Genomic DNA, 17,703 nt, shown 5'->3' with positions numbered 1-17,703 from the left:
GGCCAGACATTCCAGCCGGCGCTCCACGGGGCTTGACTGGGATAACAGTATCTACCGACCTACAGTTCTGGCTTCCGGGCGACGTGGGGACGGCTCGCCGTCCCCTTCCAGATCAGAAACCCCGGCCCGGCACCCAGTTGGTGCCCGCCAGCGGGACGCCGGCCATGGCGGCGGCTTCAATGGTGAGGGCGACCAGATCCTCCGGTTCCAGGTGATGCACGTTCTGCTTGCCGCAGGCCCGGGCGATGGTGGTGAGCTCCATGTTGAGGGTCTTGAGGTAGTTCTTCAGGTGCTTGGCACCGACAGCCGGCGACAGGCGCTGCTCGAGGATCGCGTCCTGGGTGGTGATGCCCACCGGGCACTTGCCGGTGTGGCAGTGGTGGCAGAAGCCCGGCGCGGTGCCGAGGGCGTTGTAGTCGGCGAGGGCGTCGTGGTGGGCGCCGTGCTGGAAGTAGGTCTCGCCGTTGCAGCCCAGCGCCACCAGCACGCCCTGGCCGATGGCCACCGCGTCGGCGCCCATGGCCAGTGCCTTGGCCACGTCGGCGCCGGTGCGGATGCCGCCGGAGACGATCAGCTGCACCTTGCCCTTCATGTCCAGGTCTTCAAGCGCATCGACGGCCTGGCGCACGGCGGCGAGGGTCGGGATGCCCACGTGCTCGATGAAGCAGGTCTGGGTGGCGGCGGTGCCGCCCTGCATGCCGTCCACCACCACCACGTCGGCGCCGGAATGCACGGCCAGCTTCACGTCGTTGAAGGTACGGGTGGCGCCGACCTTCACGTAGATGGGCTTCTCCCAGTCGGTGATCTCGCGCAGCTCCTGGATCTTGATGGCGAGGTCGTCCGGGCCGGTCCAGTCCGGGTGGCGGCAGGCGGAGCGCTGATCCACGCCTTCCGGCAGGGTGCGCATCTTGGCGACGCGGGGGTTCACCTTCTGGCCCAGCAGCATGCCGCCGCCGCCCGGCTTGGCGCCCTGGCCGATGACCACCTCGATGGCGTCCGCCTTGCGCACGTCGTCGGGGTTGAAGCCGTAGCGGGACGGCAGGCACTGGTAGATCAGCGTCTTGGAGGAGCGGCGCTCTTCCTGGGTCATGCCGCCGTCGCCGGTGGTGGTGGAGGTGCCCATCTCGGTGGCGGCGAGGCCCAGCGCTTCCTTCACGTTGGCGGAGAGCGCGCCGAAGCTCATGCCAGCGATGGTGATGGGGATGTCGAGCTCGATGGGCTTCTTGGCGAAGCGGGTGCCGAGCACGGTCTTGGTGAGGCACTTCTCGCGATAGCCTTCGAGCGGGTAGCGCGACATGGAGGCGCCCAGGAAGACGAGGTCGTCGAAGTTGGGCAGCTTGCGCTTGGCGCCCATGCCGCGGATTTCATACAGGCCGTGGGCCGCGGCGTTGCGGATGTAGTCGAGGGTCTTGCGGTCGTAGCCGTAGGATTCCTCGCGGGAGATGTTCTTGAAATGCAGGGGTTTGGTTTCCATGATCGTGTCCTCGATGTTCCGGGTGGCGCGCGGGGGGCGGCGCGATATTCCTGCTCGGTATTCCTGCTCAGTACTCCTGATTCGCGTCGGCGTTCCAGTGGTAGAGGGAACGCTTGGAGGCGATGCGCCGGAAGGCCTTCGGGTCGTGGTCGAGGCCGGCCTGGTCGAGCAGGCTCGCCACCGCGGCGATGTCGGCATCGCTCATCTCCTCGTACTGGGCGTCGGCGCCGAGGGATTTCACCTTGCCCTTCACGTAGAGCACCGCCTCGTAAAGCGAATCGCCGAGGGCGTCGCCGGCGTCGCCGCAGATCACCATGCGGCCGGCCTGGGCCATGAAGGCCGAGAAGCTGCCCACCGAGCCGCCGACGACGATGTCGCCGCCCTTGAGCGAGATGCCGCAGCGCAGGCCGGCGTCGCCGTCGATCACCAGGAGGCCGCCGTGGGCCGAGGCGCCGGCGCCGTTGCTGGCGAAGCCCTTCACGTGCACCTTGCCGCTCATCATGTTTTCGGCCACGCCGGTGCCGGCGCTGCCGGTGATGGTGACGGTGGCCGACTTGTTCATCCCGCCGGCGTAGTAGCCGGCATGGCCGACCACTTCCACCTGCACGGGGCAGTCGAGGCCAACGGCGATGTTGTGGGCGCCATCGGGGTTGAGCACGGTGACGTGGCGGGGCTTGCCGTCCTTGGCGTCGTTGTGCAGGAAGGTGTTGAGCTCGCGCAGCGGGATAGTGGCGAGGTCAAAGGTCAGGCGTTCCATACGTACATCTCCTCGGGCGCGGGTTCGAAAACGGTGGCGTGCTTGATGCCGGGCAGGTGGGCGAGGGAGCGGAATTCGGAGGCGATGGCCACGTAGTCGTCGGTCTCGGCCACCACCGCCGGCTTGCAGGCGAAGGGGTCGCGGATCAGGGCCAGCTTGTCGGGCGTGCCCATCAGGAAGGTGAAGAAGCCGTCGAGCTCCTCGAAGCCCTTCTGCAGCGCGGTTTCGAGATCGTCGCCTTCGCGCAGGCGCCATTCCAGAAAGCGGCAGGCGGCTTCGGTGTCGTTGTCGGTCTCGAAGCGGATGCCGCGCGGCTCCAGCATCCGGCGGATGCCGTTGGGGTTGGACAGCGAGCCGTTATGCACCAGGCAGAAGTCCTCGCCGGCGGTGAAGGGGTGGGCGCGGTCCGGCGTCACGGCCGATTCGGTGGCCATCCGGGTGTGGCCGACCAGGTGCGAGCCGGTGAGCTTGTCAAAGCCGTAGCGGGCGGCCACTTCGGCCGGCGTGCCGATGTCCTTGTAGAGATCGATGCTGCGGCCAGTGGAGAGGATGTGCAGCTTGGGGTGATGCTCGGCGATCCAGCGCTTGACGATGGTCGGGGCCACGTCGAAGCTGAGGATGGCGTGGTTGCCCTTGATGCTGACGTCCACCGGCACGCCCAGGTGCTCCTTCAGGCTGTGGGCGAGGCCCAGCCAGTTGAAGTCGGCGCCGTCCTCGGTGAGGCCGGAATACACGCTGATCTTGCGCTGGCTCTCGGCCAGCGGGTTGCCGAACACCGCCAGGCCGGCCGAGTCGGGGCCGCGCTCGGTCATGCCGATCAGCATCGGCACCATCAGTTCGCCGAGCTGCTCGCGCAGGGCCGGTGTCTTCACCAGCAATCCAACGATTCCACACATGGTTTGTTCTCCTTCGTCCTGTTATCAGAAAAATTCCAGGTAGTTCTTGATTTCCCAGTCCGACACGTGGCGCATGTACTCCACCCACTCCATGTGCTTGAGGCGCAGGAATTCGGGGGCGACCGGGCCGAGGGCCTTGCACAGCACGGTGTCGTTCTCCAGCGCCAGCAGGGCCTCGTGGAGGTTCTGGGGCAGGATGCCGATGCCGGCGGCCTTGAGCTCTTCGGGGCTCAGCGCATAGAGGTTCTGGTTGTGGGGTTCGCCCGGGTCGAGGTCGCGCTCGATGCCGTCGAGGCCGGCGGCGATCACCGCGGCGGTGGCGAGGTAGGGGTTGCAGGCGCCGTCCGGCAGGCGCAGTTCGAGCCGGCCGTGGGGGATGCGCACCATCGACGAGCGGTTGTTGTCGCCGTAGCTGATGTAGGCCGGGGCCCAGGTGGCGCCGGTGAGGGAGCGGCCGACCACCAGACGCTTGTAGCTGTTGACCGTGGGCGCGCAGATCGCCGCCAGCGCCGGGGCGTGGGCGAGGATGCCGGCGAGGAACTGGTAGGCCAGCTTGGAGAGGCCCAGCCCGCGCTTGTCGTGCTTGTCGGCAAACAGGTTGGTCTTGCCGTCGCCCAGCGACATGTGGATGTGCATGCCGTTGCCCGGGCGGTTGGCGAAGGGCTTGGGCATGAAGGAGCAGATCATGCCCAGGTCGTTGGCGATCTCCGAGGCGGCCATCTTGAACAGCAGGTAATGGTCGGCGGAGGTGAGGCAGTCGGCGTAGGTGTAGTTGATCTCGAACTGGCCGTTGGCGTCCTCGTGGTCGATCTGATAGACGTCCACATCCACCTTGCGCAGGCTGTCGGTGAGGGTTTCGAGGAACTGGCGGTTGCGCGACAGGCCCTTGTAGTCGTAACAGGGCTTGGGCAGCGTGTCGGTGGGATCGGTCGGGATGATCTGGCCGACCTCGTCCTTCTTGAGGAGCGAGAACTCCGGCTCCAGCCCGGTGAAGAAGGTGTAACCCTTGGCCTCGAGGCGCTTGATCTGCTCCTTCAGCACCACGCGGGTGTCCAGCGGCCAGGGCTCGCCCTTCACGTGGCCGTCGCAGGCGATGCGAGCGTAGCCGGGCTGCCAGGGCACCAGGGTGAGCGTCGAGAGATCGCCGATGGCCATGTAATCCGGGCCGTTGGGCTCGATGCCGAGGCCCCACACCGCGAAGCCCGCGCCGGTGGTGAGGATGCTCTCGAAATGCGCGGCGGGAACGGCCTTGGTCTTGGCCGCGCCGTGGATGTCGACAAACTGGGCAAGGACATACTTGACGTCGTTGTCCGCGAGAAACTGCTTGGCTTCTGTGGGCGTCATTGCCGCTCTCCTGAAGTTGGGGTTTGGGGGTTTTTTCAGTCGATGCTGCGGGCAACCACCGCGCCGCCGCCGAGATCGCCGGCGATGTCGAGCAGGGTTTCCCACAGGTAATGTCCGTAGGTGCCGTCGCACCAGATGCGCAGGGTCGGGCGGCCGGCGCAGAGCTCGGGGATCGCCGTCACCCCGACGCCGACCATCGAGGTCAGCACCACCGGGCGGGCAGCCAGGTCGAGGGCGCGGAAATTCACGCTGCAGCTCTGGCGCAGCAGCTCGTCGAGCCGGCTGCCGGACAGCACGAAGGCGGCGTCCTGGCGCAGCACCGGATACACACCCGGGCCGCGCGGAGTGGCGGCGAGAGGGGCGATCAGCGCGACCGGGCCTTCGATCAGGAACTCGGTGAAGCCGAGCCGGGCGATGCGTCCGCCGTCGTCCAGCGGCAGCCAGCTGTTGGGCACCGGCGGGATGGGCAGGCCGCGGGCGACCAGCCATTCGGCGGCGCCGGGGCCCTTGCAGCCGTGGCGGGCCAGGTCGGAGCGATCGGCGATGCCCAGGGTGGCCGCGGCGGCGGCCTGCTGCTCGGGCGGGAGGAGCGTGGCGGCGACGAGGTCGGCCACCGGGCTCAGGGCGAGGTGCGCGCTCATGCGGCCTCCTTCTGCTTGAGGTTGTCGGGGTCGTAGAACGGGGCGGCGGAGACGGTGGCCTGCACCATCGAGCCGCCGGTGAGGCGGATGTCGAGCCGGGTGCCGGTCTCGGCGAGCTCGGGCTTCACGAAGGCGAGGCCGATGTGGCAGCCGACCGCCGGGCTGAAGGCGATGCTGGTGACCCGCCCGGCGATCTCGCCGTTGGCGATGACCAGGTTGCATTCCAGCGGCACCGGGCCGACGTGATCCGCCGGGAAGCGGATGCCCACCAGCTTCTGGCGGCGCGGCAGGCGGCCGACGGCGGTGAGGCTGCGCTGGCCGACGAAGAAGGGCTTGTTCATCTTGAGCGCCCAGTCGAGGCCCACCTCGAGCGGGGTGGTGAGGCCGTCGGTGTCCTGGCCGATGATGATGTGGCCCTTCTCCAGCCGCAGCAGGCGCTGGGCTTCCACGCCGAAGGGGCGGATGCCGTGGGCGCTGCCGGCGGCCATCAGCGCGTCCCACAGGGCGCCGCCGCAGTTGGCGGGCACGTGGATCTCGTAGCCCCATTCGCCCACGAAGCCGACGCGCATCAGCCGGGCGGGGATTTTTCCACCATTCACCGCCACCTCGGCCTCGCGCACCGCCAGGTAGGGGAAGGCGGCGGCGGAGAGATCGAGCCCGGTGAGCTTGGTCAGCACCAGCCGGGATTTCGGCCCGGCGAGATTCACCGCGGCAAAGGCGCCGGTGTGATTGACGATGCCGCAGTCGAGGCGCCACATGGTGTTGAGGCGCGACAGCTCGCGGTAGATCGTCGCGGCGCCGGAGGTGGTGGTGGTGAAGTAGAAGTGATCCTCCGCCAACCGGGCCACCACGCCGTCGTCGATCACCACGCCGGCCTCGTCGCACATCACCGCGTAGCGGGTCATGCCCACCTTGAGGTTGGCGTAGCTGGCGGTATAGACGCGCTCGAGGAACTCGGCGGCCTGGGGGCCGATCACCTCCAGCTTGCCGAGGGTGCCCACGTCGATGATGCCGACGCCCCCGCGCACCGCCGCCGCTTCGCCGCGGATGCAGTCGAGACGGCTCTCGCCGGCGCGCTGGTAGAACTCCGGCCGCTGCCACACGCCGGCGGGCATCCACCTGGCGCTGAGGGCTTCGTGGCGGCTGTGCAGCGGGGTGCGTCGCTCGGGGCTGAAGCCGCGCCCGGCCAGGATGGACATGGGCACCGGGTGGAAGAACGGCCGGGCAGTGGTGGTGCCGACCTGCTGGGGCGCCTTGCCGGTGAGCCGGGCCAGGATGCGCAGCCCGTTCATGTTGGAGTGCTTGCCCTGGCTGGGGCCCATGCCGTTGGTGGAGAAGCGCTTGAGCAGTTCGATGTTGTCGAAGCCCTCCTGCACGGCGTTGCAGAAATCCTTGTATTGCAGGTCTTCGTCGAAATCGACGAAGTTCTTGCCAGCCGGGTGATCGACGATCGGCCACGGATGGCTGGGGCACTCGGCTTCCGGCGGCAGCGCGTCGCCGGTGGCGCTGCCGAAGCCGGCCGCAGCGGCGGCGTGGCTGCCGGCACGGGCGCCGTCGGCGAGCTTGCGCTCAAGGCCGAACACGCCATTCACGCGGCCGCAGGCGAACACGCCGTCGGGCAGCACGTCGGGCACGAACTGCTCGACCGCGGTATCAAAGCGCATCCGGGTGCCGGCCTGGTAGAGCAGGTTGGCGGCGGGTGCCCAGCCGGTGCTCATCAGGATGCCGTCGCAGGCGATCTCGCGCTCAGCGCCCACCGGCTTGCCATCGGCGCCGAGGCTGGCGACACGGGCGCCGGCGCACAGCCCGGCGGCGTCGGCCACGCCTTCGACGATGCAGCTGCCGGTGAGCACCTCGACGCCGGCCTGGGCGAGCAGGCGGGCCAGGGGCTCGGCGCTGCCGACCGTCGGGCGCAGATCCACCACCGCGGCCACCGCCACGTCGTTGGCGAGCAGGTCGAGGGCGGCGCGGTAGCCGTCGGCGTTGGCGGCGAGCACCACGGCGCGCTGCATCGGCTTGACGCCGTAGCGGTAGATCAGGCGCTGGGCGGCGCTGGCCAGCATCACGCCGGGCAGGTCGTTGTTGTGGAAGACGGCGGGCTGCTCGAAGGCGCCGCTGGCGACCACCACGCTGCCAGCGCGCATCTTGACCATGCGCTCCGCGCTGACCAGCGGAATCCAGTGGTCCTTGTAGTAGCCGGCGGCGTAGGTGGCGGTGACGACCCGGATGCGCGGCTCGGCGGCCACGCAGGCGAGGAGCTCGGCGTGGGTGCGGCGGCGGGTGGCGTCGTTGCCGAGCTGGTAGCCAGCGGCGCCGCCGATGCGGGCGTTCTCGTCCACCACCACCACGTCGGCGCCCTGGGCGGCGGCGGCCAGTGCGGCGGAGAGGCCAGCGGCACCACCACCGATCACCAGCACGTCGCAGAAGTCGTAGGCCTTGGGGGTGCGCTTGCGCGGGGCGCTGACATCGACGCGGCCGAGGCCGGTCATCACCCGGAACATGCGCTCCCACATGGGGAACAGGCGCTTGTTGTGGAAGGCCTTGTAGTAGAAGCCCACCGGCAGGAAGCGCGACAGCTTGCCGAGCACGCGGCCCTTGTCGTTCTCCAGCGAGCCGAAGGTGTTCACCGCAGTGAGATCCATCCCGGCGACCAGCGGCGTCACGTCGGCGCGCAGGTTGGGCATGTCGCCCCACTGGTGGATGGCGTTGGTGTCGTGGTTGGCGAGGGACAGCACGCCGCGGGGCCGGTGATACTTGAAGCTGCGGCCCAGCACGCGGACATCGGCACCCCACAGGGCGGTGGTGACGGTGTCGCCCTCGTAGCCCTTGTAGGTGCGGCCCTCGAAGCGGAATTCGACGGAGCGGGAGCGGTCGATCCATTCACCGCTGATGGCAGGCAGTCGCATCAGGCTTCTCCCTCGTAAAAGTAGGTACGCACGACGACGTCCTTCTCGGTGTCGCGTTCGGCGATGAACCAGGTGTTGCTGGGGGTGTGGCACCACCACTCGCGCTTCACGCCGGGGGCGCCGTTGCGGTTGAAGACGTAGTCGGCCCAGGTGGCGTCGTCGCAGGCGGCGGGGTCGGGCATCGGCCGGACTTCGCCCCAGTAGAAGAACTCGGAGACGGGGCGCGGTCCGTTCAGGGGACAGGTCAGGATCTTCATGGTCGGAACCTCGCTTAGTGGCCCACGCTCGCCGCGCCCTTTTCGCCGGTGAGGGCGTAGTTGCGGAAGCGGTCGAGGGAGAAGCCGGTGATGAGCGGATGGTTGGTGTCGGTGGCCACCGTGTGGGCCATGGTCTTGCCGCACACCGGCGTGGCCTTGAAGCCCCAGGTGCCCCAGCCGGAATCCAGGTAAAAGCCTTCCACCGGCGTCTTGCCCATCACTGGGGCGAAGTCCGGCGTCATGTCGGCCATGCCGGCCCATTGGCGCATCACCTTCACGTTGGAGAGGAAAGGGAACATCTCGAGCATGTGGGTGGTGAGGCCCTCCACGAAGTCCAGCGTGGAGCGGGTGCCGTGGAGCTCGTACGGATCGAGGGAGGCGCCCATCACCAGCTCGCCGCGGGCCGACTGGCTGATGTACACATGCAGGCTGCCGGAGACGAGGATCGGGTCGAGCCAGGGCTTGACCGGCTCGCTGACCATCGCCTGCAGCGGGTGGATGTAGATCGGCGACTTGATGTCCACCATCTTGAGGATGCGCGGGGTGGAGCCGGCCACCGCACACAGCACCTTGTTGGTGGCGATGTAGCCGCGGGAGGTCTGAACGCCCTTGACCTTGCCGCCTTCCACGTCGATGCCGAGCACCTCGGTCTGCTGGTGGATCTCGACGCCGCGCTGGTCGGCACCGCGGCCGTAGCCCCAGGCCACCGCGTCGTGGCGGGCCACGGAGCCCGGCGCGTGGTACAGGGCGCCGAGGATGGGCGCGTGGCCGCTGCAGGTGATGTCGATCATCGGGGCGGCTTCCTTCACCACCTCCGGGCCGACCACTTCCGAGGCCACGCCGTAGTGCTTGTTCACCTCGGCGCGCCAGCGCATGGTGCGCAGGGCCGAATCGGTGTGGGCCAGGGTGAAGTGGCCGCGGTTGGCGTAGAACAGGTTGAGGTCGAAGTCTTCCGACAGGTCCTGCCACAGGCGCACCGACTCGTCGTAGAACTGCACGCCCTCGGGGGTGAGGTAGTTGGAGCGGATGATCGTCGTGTTGCGGCCGGTGTTGCCGCCGCCGATGTAGCCCTTCTCGAGCACGCACACGTTGGTGATGCCGTGCTCGCGGGCCAGGTAGTAGGCCGCCGCCAGGCCGTGCCCGCCACCGCCGATGATCACCACGTCGTAGCTCGGCTTGAGCTCGGCGTGGGGGGTGAACATCCGCGGCTCGGGATGTTTCTTGTTGAGCGCAAAGCGCAGGAGACGCCAGGGCATGGTGGATTCCTCAGTCTCGGTTCGGGGGTGCCGGGTTGCGCTGCGCTAACCCGGCCTGCCTCTTGGTTACGTAGGTCGGGTCAGCCCGCAGGGCGTAACCCGACAAATGCGGCTCAGCGGAACACCACCGTCTTGTTGCCATGCACCAGCACCCGGTCTTCCAGGTGGTAGCGCAGGCCGCGGGCGAGCACGGCCTTCTCGATATCCTTGCCGTAGCGCACCAGGTCGTCCGGGGCGTCGGAGTGATCCACGCGGATCACGTCCTGCTCGATGATCGGGCCCTGGTCGAGCTCGCTGGTCACGTAGTGGCAGGTGGCGCCGATCAGCTTCACGCCCCGGGTGTAGGCCTGGTGGTAAGGCTTGGCGCCCACGAAGCTGGGCAGGAAGCTGTGGTGGATGTTGATGATCCGGCCCGGGTAGTTGGCGCACAGCTCGGGCGACAGGATCTGCATGTAGCGGGCCAGCACCATCACGTCGCCCTCGGCCTCGTTGAAGAGCTGCTCGACCTTGGCGTAGGCGGCGGGCTTGTTGTCGGGCGTCACCGGCACGTGGTGGAAGGGGATGCCGTGCCACTCCACAAAGCCCCGGAAGGTCTCGTGGTTGGAGATCACGCAGGGAATGTCGATGTCCAGATCACCCGACTGCCAGCGGGCGAAGAGGTCGTACAGGCAGTGCTCCTGCTTGGAGACGAGGATCACCACGCGCTTCTTGCGGGCGCTGTCGCTGATCGACCAATCCATCCCGAACTCGGCGGCGATGGGGGCGAACTTCTCCTGAAACTCGCCCAGGCCGAACGGCAGCGTGTCGGCCAGGATTTCCTGACGCATGAAGAAACGGCCGGCTTCGGCATCCGCGTGGTGGTTGGCCTCGGTGATCCAGCCCTTGTTGTGGGCCAGGAATCCGCTCACCGCGGCGACGATGCCGACCCGATCCGGGCACGAGAGGGAGAGGGTGTAACGACGATTCGACGACATGTTCGCTGCTCCGCTGGAAAGTTCATACAACGAATTATTTTTGAACATAGTGCATCTTCGATAACTGAGTGTCAACTATTTTTCTCAGCAGGAAACATATGGCGTGTGCAATAATCGCCCCAGCCTGTTGAGGGGAAATTCCATGACCGAAAACCAAGACACGACCAGCCTCGAGCGCTACCTGGGCAACACCATCCGGGATCTGCGCCAGAAGCACGGGCTGACCATCGCCGACGTGGCCAACCTGGCCGGCATCAGCCGCGGCATGCTGTCCAAGATCGAGAACGCCCAGACCGCCACCAGCCTCGACACCCTGTCACGGCTCGCCAACGCCCTCGGGGTGTCCATCTCCACCCTGTTCCGCGGCTACGACGTGCGCGACGGCAGCGCCCAGCTGGTGAAGGACGGCGAAGGGATGGAGGTCGTCCGCCGGGGCACCAAGAGAGGCCACACCTACCACCTGCTGGCCTACGACCAGGGGCCCACCAAGGTCTTCGAGCCCTTCCTGATCAGCATCGACCACGCCTCCGAGACCTTCCCGATCTTCGAACACCCGGGCACCGAGTTCATCTACATGCTCGAGGGCGAGATCGAGTACCGCCACGGCCAGAACACCTACGTGCTCAAACCCGGCGACGCCCTCACCTTCCGGGGCGACGTGCCCCACGGGCCCGAGAAGCTCAACCAGGTGCCGATCAAGTTCCTGTCGATCCTGATGTACCCGGCCGGCGGCGAAGACTGACCACCATCCGGTACGCTGACGAATCGGGACGCCCACAGGCGTCCCGATGTCGTTCAGGGCGCCCTCCGCTCAGAGGTGGTAGGCCGATTCGCCGTGGGCCGCGTGATCCAGGCCCTCGCGCTCGTCCTCTTCGCTCACCCGCAGGCCGATGGTCATGTCGATCAGCTTGAAGCCCAGGTACGACACCACGCCCGACCACACCACCGCGGTGCCCACGCCCCAGGCCTGGGCGATCAGCTGCGCGCTCATGTCGTAGGGCGCAACCGCGTTGGCCACGTAGTCATAGACGCCGGTGCCGCCCAGCTCCGGCGCGGCGAACACGCCGGTGAGCAGCGCACCGAGGATGCCGCCCACGCCATGCACGCCGAACACGTCGAGGGTGTCATCCACGCCCAGCATGCGCTTGAGGCCATTGACGCCCCAGTAGCACACCACGCCGCCCAGGAGCCCCATCACGATGGCGCCCATCGGCCCCACCAGGCCGCAGGCCGGGGTGATCACCACCAGGCCGGCGATGGCGCCGGACACCGCGCCGAGCATCGACGGCTTGCCCTTCAGCACGGCCTCGATCACCGTCCAGGAGACGGTTGCCGCACAGGTGGCGACCAGCGTGTTGAAGAAGGCGAGGCCCGCGGTGGCGCCGGCTTCCAGCGACGAACCCACGTTGAAGCCGAACCAGCCCACGAACAGCAGCGACGCGCCGACCATGGTCATGGTGAGGCTGTGGGGCGCCATCGACTCGCGGCGATAGCCCAGGCGCGGGCCGATCATGAAGGCACCGATCAGCGCGGCCACGCCGGCGTTGATATGCACCACCGTGCCGCCCGCGAAGTCGAGCGCGCCCTTGCCGAACAGGAAGCCCGCCACTTCGCCCGCCTTCTCTGCAGCTTCGGCCGAGGTGTAGGCATCCGGGCCGGCCCAGTACCACACCATGTGGGCCATCGGGATGTAGGAGAAGGTGAACCAGATCACCATGAAGATCAGCGCCGCCGAGAACTTGATGCGCTCGGCGAAGCCGCCGATGATCAGCGCCGGGGTGATCGCCGCGAAGGTCAGCTCGAAGGCCGCGAAGATGTACTCCGGCAGCACCACGCCCTTGCTGAAGGTGGCCACCACCGATTCCGGCGTCACGCCCTTCATGAACAGCTTGTCGAAGCCGCCGATGAAGGCGTTGCCGTCGGTGAACGCCAGGCTGTAGCCATACACCGCCCACAGCACGCCGAGCAGACAGAACACGACCAGCGTCTGCATGAGCACCGACAGCATGTTCTTGGCGCGCACCATCCCGCCGTAGAACAGCCCGAGGCCCGGCGCGGCCATCATCACCACCATCATCGTGGCGGTGATCAGCCAGGCCGTGTCGCCCTTGTTGGGCACCGGCGCCGCAGCGGCCGCCTGGGCCGCCGCATCCGCCACCGCCGCGGCGGCAGGGGCCGCGTCCTCGGCAAAGCCGGGCACGGCAAACAGCATCCCCAGCAAGGGGGATGCACTGATGAGCAAGCGTTTCATCGTCTTCTCTCCTTACAGGGCTTCGTTGCCGGACTCGCCGGTACGGATGCGGATGGCTCTTTCCAGATCGAAGACGAAGATCTTTCCGTCGCCGATCTTGCCGGTGGATGCGGACTTCTCGATGGCGCCGATGGCGTCCTCGACGCGCTCGTCGGCCACCGCCATCTCCAGCTTCACCTTGGGCAGGAAATCCACCACGTACTCGGCGCCCCGGTAGAGCTCGGTGTGGCCCTTCTGGCGGCCGAAGCCCTTCACCTCGGTGACGGTGAGGCCGTGCACGCCCACCACGTTGAGGGCCTCGCGGACCTCGTCGAGCTTGAAGGGCTTGATGATTGCGCTAATGAGCTTCATGGGAGCGTCCTCCACGAAGCGGCGCCGGGGCGCACCGTACGACCGTTCTCTGCTGGCATTGCATGGCTGTACCTCCATTGCATGAAGTGAATAAATTTTTCACTACATGAAGCATGAGACGTGCCACGGCGCCAACACCCGGCTTAACGGGTTTTAACCACAGAGAAACAAAGATTAATGCACCGCAACACAGCGCACGACTGCTGCGGCGCACCAAAACGGGACGCAAAATCGGTGAGGAATGGACGCGGAGAAGGCGCGGAACCGCGCCCCGCGTCAGCCCGCGGGAAGGTGCTTGCCGGCTTCCCGCCGGGTGAGGGGCGACAGCACGCCGGCGTGACGGGCGAGGAAATCCCCCACCGCCGCTGGGTCGTGACGGGCGTAGTCGCGCAAGGCCCAGCCGATCGCCTTGCGGATGAAGAAATCCGGCTCCGGCGCCAGTTTCAGCGCGTAGCCGAACAGCCGCGCCACGTCGGTGTCGCCGCGCCAGCCTAGCTGATGGAGCATCGCGACGCGTCGCACCCATTTATCCGGATGCGCCACTGCCGCATCCATCTGCAGCGCCGCCTCGGCGGGCACCGGGCGCAACACGTAGCCCACCACCCCGGCCAACGCATCCACGGTGTCCCACCAGGCCTTGCCCCGGGCCAGCTCGATCACCGCCGGCACGTGGGACGCATCCAGCGCCCGCCACTGGCGGGCGAGCAGGTCGCTGCCCACGTACTGGCACTCCCGCTCCGGCTGCGCCCACAGGTCCGCAGCGATCGCCAAGAGCTCATCCGCCGGCCGCGCATCGCGAATGAACGGCCGCGTCAGCGCCCGCCGCACGGGCGTCTGAATGCCGAAGAACGCAAACTGACCACGCATGTAGGCCACCATTCCCTCCGCACGGGCGGGGTCGGCGTGGGCGGCAAGCGCGGTGACGATGGACTGGGCGACGGGATGCATGGGCAAGAAGGCCGCGTTGGCAAATTGATCCACGAGCAGTAAAGGCGTCAATCCCGCGCCGCACATTGGTTTCGCACCTTCAGACGCGTCGGCGCGCAGAAGACGCGAAGCCTACCCTGCCTGAATCAAGCCAGAAAACCAAAGCGCTTCAAACCATCCCGCACCGCCCAGCTGGCACGCGGCTGCGCGGAAACGAGCCCTGAAGCACCCCCGAGTTCGGGTTTTCAGATTGGGGGCATCGGCTTCCAGATCGAGCGACATACCCCCAATGATGCCCCCGGGCATCGCCCGCTGGCAGCAGAAAGCTCGGAACACTACGGACGCAAAAAAGGCCGGAACCCTTGATTTTGCTGGGTTTGCCGGCCTGATTTGGACTGCTTTGGAACATCTAATGGTGCCTTGGGCGAGACTCGAACTCGCACGGCTTTCGCCACTACCCCCTCAAGATAGCGTGTCTACCAATTTCACCACCAAGGCACTGCAGCAACCTGTTTGACGAGGAGCGCAGAAGGGCGTGAATTCTAGCTTAATCCTGAGCTTCGTCAAGGGGTGATTGCACGCCCCCGGCGGACGGCGCGCCGGCAGGGGTGGCCTGTGGTACCGTGGGAGACACGGCACGCCCGGATGCAGGGGCGGTTGTCCTGCCCCTGCCGGCCTTGATGCGCGCCGCCCCTGCTCGTCCGGAGACCCCATCCGCATGATCGACTGGCTACCCGCTCTGGTCAGAACCCTCGCCGCCGGCGATGCTGCCGTGCTGCTCACGATCGTCCATACCGTTGGCTCCACGCCCCGCGAAGCCGGCACGACCATGCTGGTCACCCCGGGCGACAACCAGGGCAGTATTGGCGGCGGGCAGCTGGAATGGCTCGCCACCAGCGCTGCCGATGCGCTGCTCGAAGTGGGCGGCCCGCCCCGTCTGCTGCGTTTCACCCTTGGTCCGACGATGGGCCAGGCCTGTGGCGGCATCGTGTGGCTGGCGGCAGAACGCATCGACACCGCCACGCAGCCCGAATGGCAGGTGCGTGCCTCGGCGGTCGAGGCCGGCATGGGCCTACGCCGCCGGCTCTCCGACACCGACGGCGCATCCGGCTGGACGCTGATCGACCCGCGGCTTGCGGGTAGCGGACCGGATTTTGCTCACCTCACCACCCACGGCGAGCACTGGCGCTTCAGCCAGCAGCTGGGGGGCGATCCGTTTCCGGTCTATGTGTTCGGCGCTGGCCATGTGGGCTCGGCCGTGGTGCGCGCGCTCACGCCGCTGGGCACTCAGATCACCTGGGTGGATGGGCGGGCCGAGCTGTTCGAGGCGGCCGGCCCCCAGGCCGACAATGTCCGCCCGCTCGTCACCAACCAGCCCGCCACGCAGATCGCCACCGCCCCGCCGGGCGCCTACCTTCTGGTGATGACCCACAGCCACGCCCTCGACCTTGAACTCTGCGAGGCCGCCTGCCTGCGCGAGGACTTCGCCTTTCTGGGCCTCATCGGCTCCGAATCCAAACGGGAGGCCATCAGCCGGCAGCTGGTCCATCGCGGCCTCCACCCGGAGCGCCTCGACGACCTCACCTGCCCCATCGGCATTCCCGGCATCGAGGGCAAGCACCCGGCAGCCATCGCAGCGTCGGTGGCGGCGCAGATCCTCCAGGTGCGCGAAACCCGCATGGCCATCGGCCACGCCACCCACCCCGGGCCCGACGTGCCGCCCCTGTCGTCGCTGCCGAGGCCCCAATGATGGCCGCGCAGCACGTCCTCGTCCGCGGGCAGGTGCTCCACTTCCTGTCCGATCCGGGGCCGGAGGCCGACCCGGCCGCCTGGCAATATTTCGACGATGGCGGCCTGTGGATCGTCGATGGGCGCATCCAGGGCGCCGGGCCGTGGGACGCCATCGTCCCGGCCCTGCCGCCCGGCGTGCGCGAATCCGCCGCCTTCCACGACCACCGGGGCCGCCTCGTGCTGCCGGGCTTCGTGGACACCCACCTGCACTACGCCCAGGCCGGGATCATCGGCGCCTACGGCCGCCAGCTGCTCGACTGGCTGAACGAATACACCTTCCCCGCCGAGGCGCGGCTGGCCGATCTTTCCGAGGCCGAGCGGGCCGCTGCCTTCGTGGTGGAGCGCCTGCTCGCCCACGGCACCACGTCCGCGTCGGTGTTCGGCACCGTGCATGCCCACTCGGCCGACGCCTTCTTCGCCGTGGCCGAGGCGCACCGGCTGCGCCTGCTGTGCGGCAAGGTACTGATGGACCGCAACTGCCCCGACAACCTGCGCGACACCGCCGAATCGGGCATCCGCGACAGCCTGGACCTGATCGGCCGCTGGCACGGCCGCGGGCGCCTGCGCTACAGCCTCACGCCGCGTTTCGCGCCCACCTCGACGCCAGAACAGCTGCGCCTCGCGGGCGAACTCTTCGCAAGCGTGCCCGATCTGCACCTGCAGACCCATCTGGCCGAAAATCGCGCCGAGCTGGCCTGGGTGGCCGATCTTTTTCCGGATCAAAGCAGCTATCTGAATGTTTACGCCCATTTCGGGCTTCTCGGTCCACGGGCGATCCACGCCCACTGCATCCACCTGGATGACGACGAACGCCGGGCGATGGCGGCCAGCGGCACCAGCGCGGCCTTCTGCCCCAGCTCGAACCTGTTCCTCGGCAGCGGCTTCTTCGATCACGCCGCCAGCCTCGACGCCGGCCTGCGGGTGGGCCTCGCCACCGACATCGGCGCCGGCACGGGCTTCAGCCTGCTCGCCACCCTGCGCGATGCCTACCACGTGAGCCAGACCCACGGCACGCCGCTGGGGGCGCTCAGGGGCTTCTACCTCGCCACCCTGGGCGGGGCCCGGGCGCTTTACCTGGATGAATTCATCGGCAGCTTCGCGCCGGGCCGAGAGGCGGATTTCGTGGTGCTGGACTGGGCCGCCACGCCGGAGCTCGCGTGGCGGATGGAACGCACCACCACGCTGGCCGAGCGCCTGTTCGCGCTGATGATCCTTGGCGACCAGCGCTGCGTGGTGGCCACCCACGTGCTGGGCGAGGTGGCCTGGCGACGGGGCTGACCCCCGTCAGGCGGGCAGCAGCACCGCTTCCTTCGGGTTCGGGCCGTATTCGTTGGTGCCCGGCTGGCTGTCCTTCACCATGAAGAACAGCACGATCAATGGACCGACCAGCGGGATCAGCGAGATCAGCATCCACCAGCCCGACTTGCCGATGTCGTGCAGCCGACGCACCGACAGGGCGAGGCTCGGGACGAACACGACCAGGGTGTAGAGGCCCGACACCACGTCGGTCAGCCCGCCTCCCCTGCCGCCGACCAGCCCGGCCAGCATGCCCAGCCCCAGGGCGATCAGCAGGTTGAAGAGGGTGAACATCCAGTATTCCTTGCGCGGCGAGCGCCCCTTGAACTCGGCGAACTTCCGGAAAGCCAGCAGATACCACTCCATCCTGTCACCTCACGCGTGAAAACGGGCGGATTGCCCCTGAACGACGATAGCATGCGCCGCGCCGCCGGTGCTCGCTCCGGGCGCGGCCAGCCCCTTCACAGCGGGCGGCAAGCAGACTACCTTCCGGGTTTGCCCGCCGCCTCGCCCCCATGCCGCCGTATCTCCGCGCCCTCGCCTCCCGCAACTACCGCATCTACTTCGCCGGCCAGCTGGTGT

At 67.8% G+C, this 17,703-nt stretch carries 16 protein-coding genes and 1 tRNA gene; 3 read left to right on the top strand and 14 right to left on the bottom strand.

Features of this window, described 5'->3' with window-relative positions:
- Positions 1-112 precede the first annotated feature (112 nt).
- The 9 genes from Q0672_RS19700 to purU all read right to left on the bottom strand — a co-directional run bounded on the left by Q0672_RS19700 (position 113) and on the right by purU (position 10,505).
- A complete protein-coding gene (locus Q0672_RS19700; protein ID WP_153162477.1) occupies positions 113-1,474 on the bottom strand; it encodes an FMN-binding glutamate synthase family protein in 1,362 nt (453 codons plus the stop codon).
- Between the two features lie 67 nt (positions 1,475-1,541).
- A complete protein-coding gene (locus Q0672_RS19695; protein ID WP_298624989.1) occupies positions 1,542-2,231 on the bottom strand; it encodes a protein glxC in 690 nt (229 codons plus the stop codon).
- Positions 2,219-3,127, bottom strand: a complete 909-nt coding sequence (locus Q0672_RS19690) for a glutamine amidotransferase family protein (protein ID WP_298624987.1) — start codon at positions 3,125-3,127, stop codon at positions 2,219-2,221. The genes Q0672_RS19695 and Q0672_RS19690 overlap by 13 nt, the downstream gene beginning before the upstream one ends.
- Before the next feature lie 24 nt (positions 3,128-3,151).
- On the bottom strand, positions 3,152-4,471 hold the full coding sequence (gene glnT / locus Q0672_RS19685) for a type III glutamate--ammonia ligase (RefSeq protein WP_298624985.1): 1,320 nt from the start codon (positions 4,469-4,471) through the stop codon (positions 3,152-3,154).
- A 35-nt stretch (positions 4,472-4,506) separates the two neighbouring features.
- Entirely contained in the window at positions 4,507-5,112 is a 606-nt protein-coding gene (locus tag Q0672_RS19680; protein WP_298624983.1) for a hypothetical protein, read from the bottom strand.
- Positions 5,109-8,018 (bottom strand): 2Fe-2S iron-sulfur cluster-binding protein, encoded by a 2,910-nt coding sequence (locus tag Q0672_RS19675; RefSeq protein ID WP_298624981.1) that lies wholly within the window; start codon positions 8,016-8,018, stop codon positions 5,109-5,111. Before Q0672_RS19675 ends, Q0672_RS19680 begins: the two co-directional genes overlap by 4 nt.
- The gene (locus Q0672_RS19670; RefSeq protein ID WP_298624979.1) at positions 8,018-8,275 is read right to left on the bottom strand and encodes a sarcosine oxidase subunit delta; all 258 of its coding nucleotides are present in this window, start codon (positions 8,273-8,275) and stop codon (positions 8,018-8,020) included. The genes Q0672_RS19675 and Q0672_RS19670 overlap by 1 nt, the downstream gene beginning before the upstream one ends.
- Before the next feature lie 14 nt (positions 8,276-8,289).
- Complete coding sequence (locus Q0672_RS19665; protein WP_153162484.1) at positions 8,290-9,531, bottom strand: FAD-dependent oxidoreductase; 1,242 nt, start codon at positions 9,529-9,531, stop codon at positions 8,290-8,292.
- 113 nt (positions 9,532-9,644) lie between these two features.
- Positions 9,645-10,505, bottom strand: coding sequence for a formyltetrahydrofolate deformylase (purU, locus tag Q0672_RS19660; RefSeq protein WP_298624977.1), 861 nt, complete (start codon positions 10,503-10,505; stop codon positions 9,645-9,647).
- Between the two features lie 142 nt (positions 10,506-10,647).
- On the opposite strand from purU, the gene Q0672_RS19655 reads away from it, so the two are divergent.
- Entirely contained in the window at positions 10,648-11,247 is a 600-nt protein-coding gene (locus Q0672_RS19655) for an XRE family transcriptional regulator (RefSeq protein ID WP_298624975.1), read from the top strand.
- Positions 11,248-11,316: 69 nt separating this feature from the next.
- Here Q0672_RS19655 and Q0672_RS19650 read toward each other — a convergent pair whose 3' ends face one another.
- The 4 genes from Q0672_RS19650 to Q0672_RS19635 all read right to left on the bottom strand — a co-directional run bounded on the left by Q0672_RS19650 (position 11,317) and on the right by Q0672_RS19635 (position 14,532).
- Positions 11,317-12,756: an ammonium transporter gene (locus Q0672_RS19650; RefSeq protein WP_298624973.1), complete on the bottom strand. Its 1,440-nt coding sequence runs from the start codon at positions 12,754-12,756 to the stop codon at positions 11,317-11,319.
- A 12-nt stretch (positions 12,757-12,768) separates the two neighbouring features.
- Positions 12,769-13,107: a P-II family nitrogen regulator gene (locus Q0672_RS19645; protein ID WP_298624971.1), complete on the bottom strand. Its 339-nt coding sequence runs from the start codon at positions 13,105-13,107 to the stop codon at positions 12,769-12,771.
- 276 nt (positions 13,108-13,383) lie between these two features.
- Positions 13,384-14,055, bottom strand: a complete 672-nt coding sequence (locus tag Q0672_RS19640) for a DNA alkylation repair protein (RefSeq protein ID WP_298624970.1) — start codon at positions 14,053-14,055, stop codon at positions 13,384-13,386.
- Between the two features lie 392 nt (positions 14,056-14,447).
- Positions 14,448-14,532: transfer RNA gene (locus Q0672_RS19635), tRNA-Leu, on the bottom strand.
- 220 nt (positions 14,533-14,752) lie between these two features.
- Here Q0672_RS19635 and xdhC point away from each other — a divergent pair.
- Together xdhC and guaD are read left to right on the top strand one after the other, a co-directional pair.
- On the top strand, positions 14,753-15,784 hold the full coding sequence (gene xdhC / locus Q0672_RS19630; protein WP_298624968.1) for a xanthine dehydrogenase accessory protein XdhC: 1,032 nt from the start codon (positions 14,753-14,755) through the stop codon (positions 15,782-15,784).
- Complete coding sequence (gene guaD, locus Q0672_RS19625; RefSeq protein ID WP_298624967.1) at positions 15,781-17,103, top strand: guanine deaminase; 1,323 nt, start codon at positions 15,781-15,783, stop codon at positions 17,101-17,103. The genes xdhC and guaD overlap by 4 nt, the downstream gene beginning before the upstream one ends.
- A 6-nt stretch (positions 17,104-17,109) precedes the next feature.
- On the opposite strand, the gene Q0672_RS19620 is transcribed toward guaD, so the two are convergent.
- The gene (locus Q0672_RS19620) at positions 17,110-17,487 is read right to left on the bottom strand and encodes a DUF805 domain-containing protein (RefSeq protein ID WP_298624966.1); all 378 of its coding nucleotides are present in this window, start codon (positions 17,485-17,487) and stop codon (positions 17,110-17,112) included.
- Between the last annotated feature and the right edge of the window lie 216 nt (positions 17,488-17,703).

The organism is uncultured Zoogloea sp., from assembly GCF_937894855.1.
GTDB classification, from domain to species: domain Bacteria; phylum Pseudomonadota; class Gammaproteobacteria; order Burkholderiales; family Rhodocyclaceae; genus Zoogloea; species Zoogloea oryzae.
This window is presented reverse-complemented; position numbering and strand designations above follow the sequence as displayed.

Coding starts and splice junctions, on each gene's coding strand:
- Q0672_RS19650 (WP_298624973.1), bottom strand. CDS start 12,756: ATGAAACGCTTGCTCATCAGTGCATCCCCCTTGCTGGGGATGCTGTTT.
- Q0672_RS19675 (WP_298624981.1), bottom strand. CDS start 8,018: ATGCGACTGCCTGCCATCAGCGGTGAATGGATCGACCGCTCCCGCTCC.
- xdhC (WP_298624968.1), top strand. CDS start 14,753: ATGATCGACTGGCTACCCGCTCTGGTCAGAACCCTCGCCGCCGGCGAT.
- purU (WP_298624977.1), bottom strand. CDS start 10,505: ATGTCGTCGAATCGTCGTTACACCCTCTCCCTCTCGTGCCCGGATCGG.
- Q0672_RS19700 (WP_153162477.1), bottom strand. CDS start 1,474: ATGGAAACCAAACCCCTGCATTTCAAGAACATCTCCCGCGAGGAATCC.
- Q0672_RS19695 (WP_298624989.1), bottom strand. CDS start 2,231: ATGGAACGCCTGACCTTTGACCTCGCCACTATCCCGCTGCGCGAGCTC.
- Q0672_RS19655 (WP_298624975.1), top strand. CDS start 10,648: ATGACCGAAAACCAAGACACGACCAGCCTCGAGCGCTACCTGGGCAAC.
- Q0672_RS19670 (WP_298624979.1), bottom strand. CDS start 8,275: ATGAAGATCCTGACCTGTCCCCTGAACGGACCGCGCCCCGTCTCCGAG.
- guaD (WP_298624967.1), top strand. CDS start 15,781: ATGATGGCCGCGCAGCACGTCCTCGTCCGCGGGCAGGTGCTCCACTTC.
- Q0672_RS19640 (WP_298624970.1), bottom strand. CDS start 14,055: ATGCATCCCGTCGCCCAGTCCATCGTCACCGCGCTTGCCGCCCACGCC.
- Q0672_RS19665 (WP_153162484.1), bottom strand. CDS start 9,531: ATGCCCTGGCGTCTCCTGCGCTTTGCGCTCAACAAGAAACATCCCGAG.
- Q0672_RS19680 (WP_298624983.1), bottom strand. CDS start 5,112: ATGAGCGCGCACCTCGCCCTGAGCCCGGTGGCCGACCTCGTCGCCGCC.
- Q0672_RS19690 (WP_298624987.1), bottom strand. CDS start 3,127: ATGTGTGGAATCGTTGGATTGCTGGTGAAGACACCGGCCCTGCGCGAG.
- Q0672_RS19645 (WP_298624971.1), bottom strand. CDS start 13,107: ATGAAGCTCATTAGCGCAATCATCAAGCCCTTCAAGCTCGACGAGGTC.
- glnT (WP_298624985.1), bottom strand. CDS start 4,471: ATGACGCCCACAGAAGCCAAGCAGTTTCTCGCGGACAACGACGTCAAG.
- Q0672_RS19620 (WP_298624966.1), bottom strand. CDS start 17,487: ATGGAGTGGTATCTGCTGGCTTTCCGGAAGTTCGCCGAGTTCAAGGGG.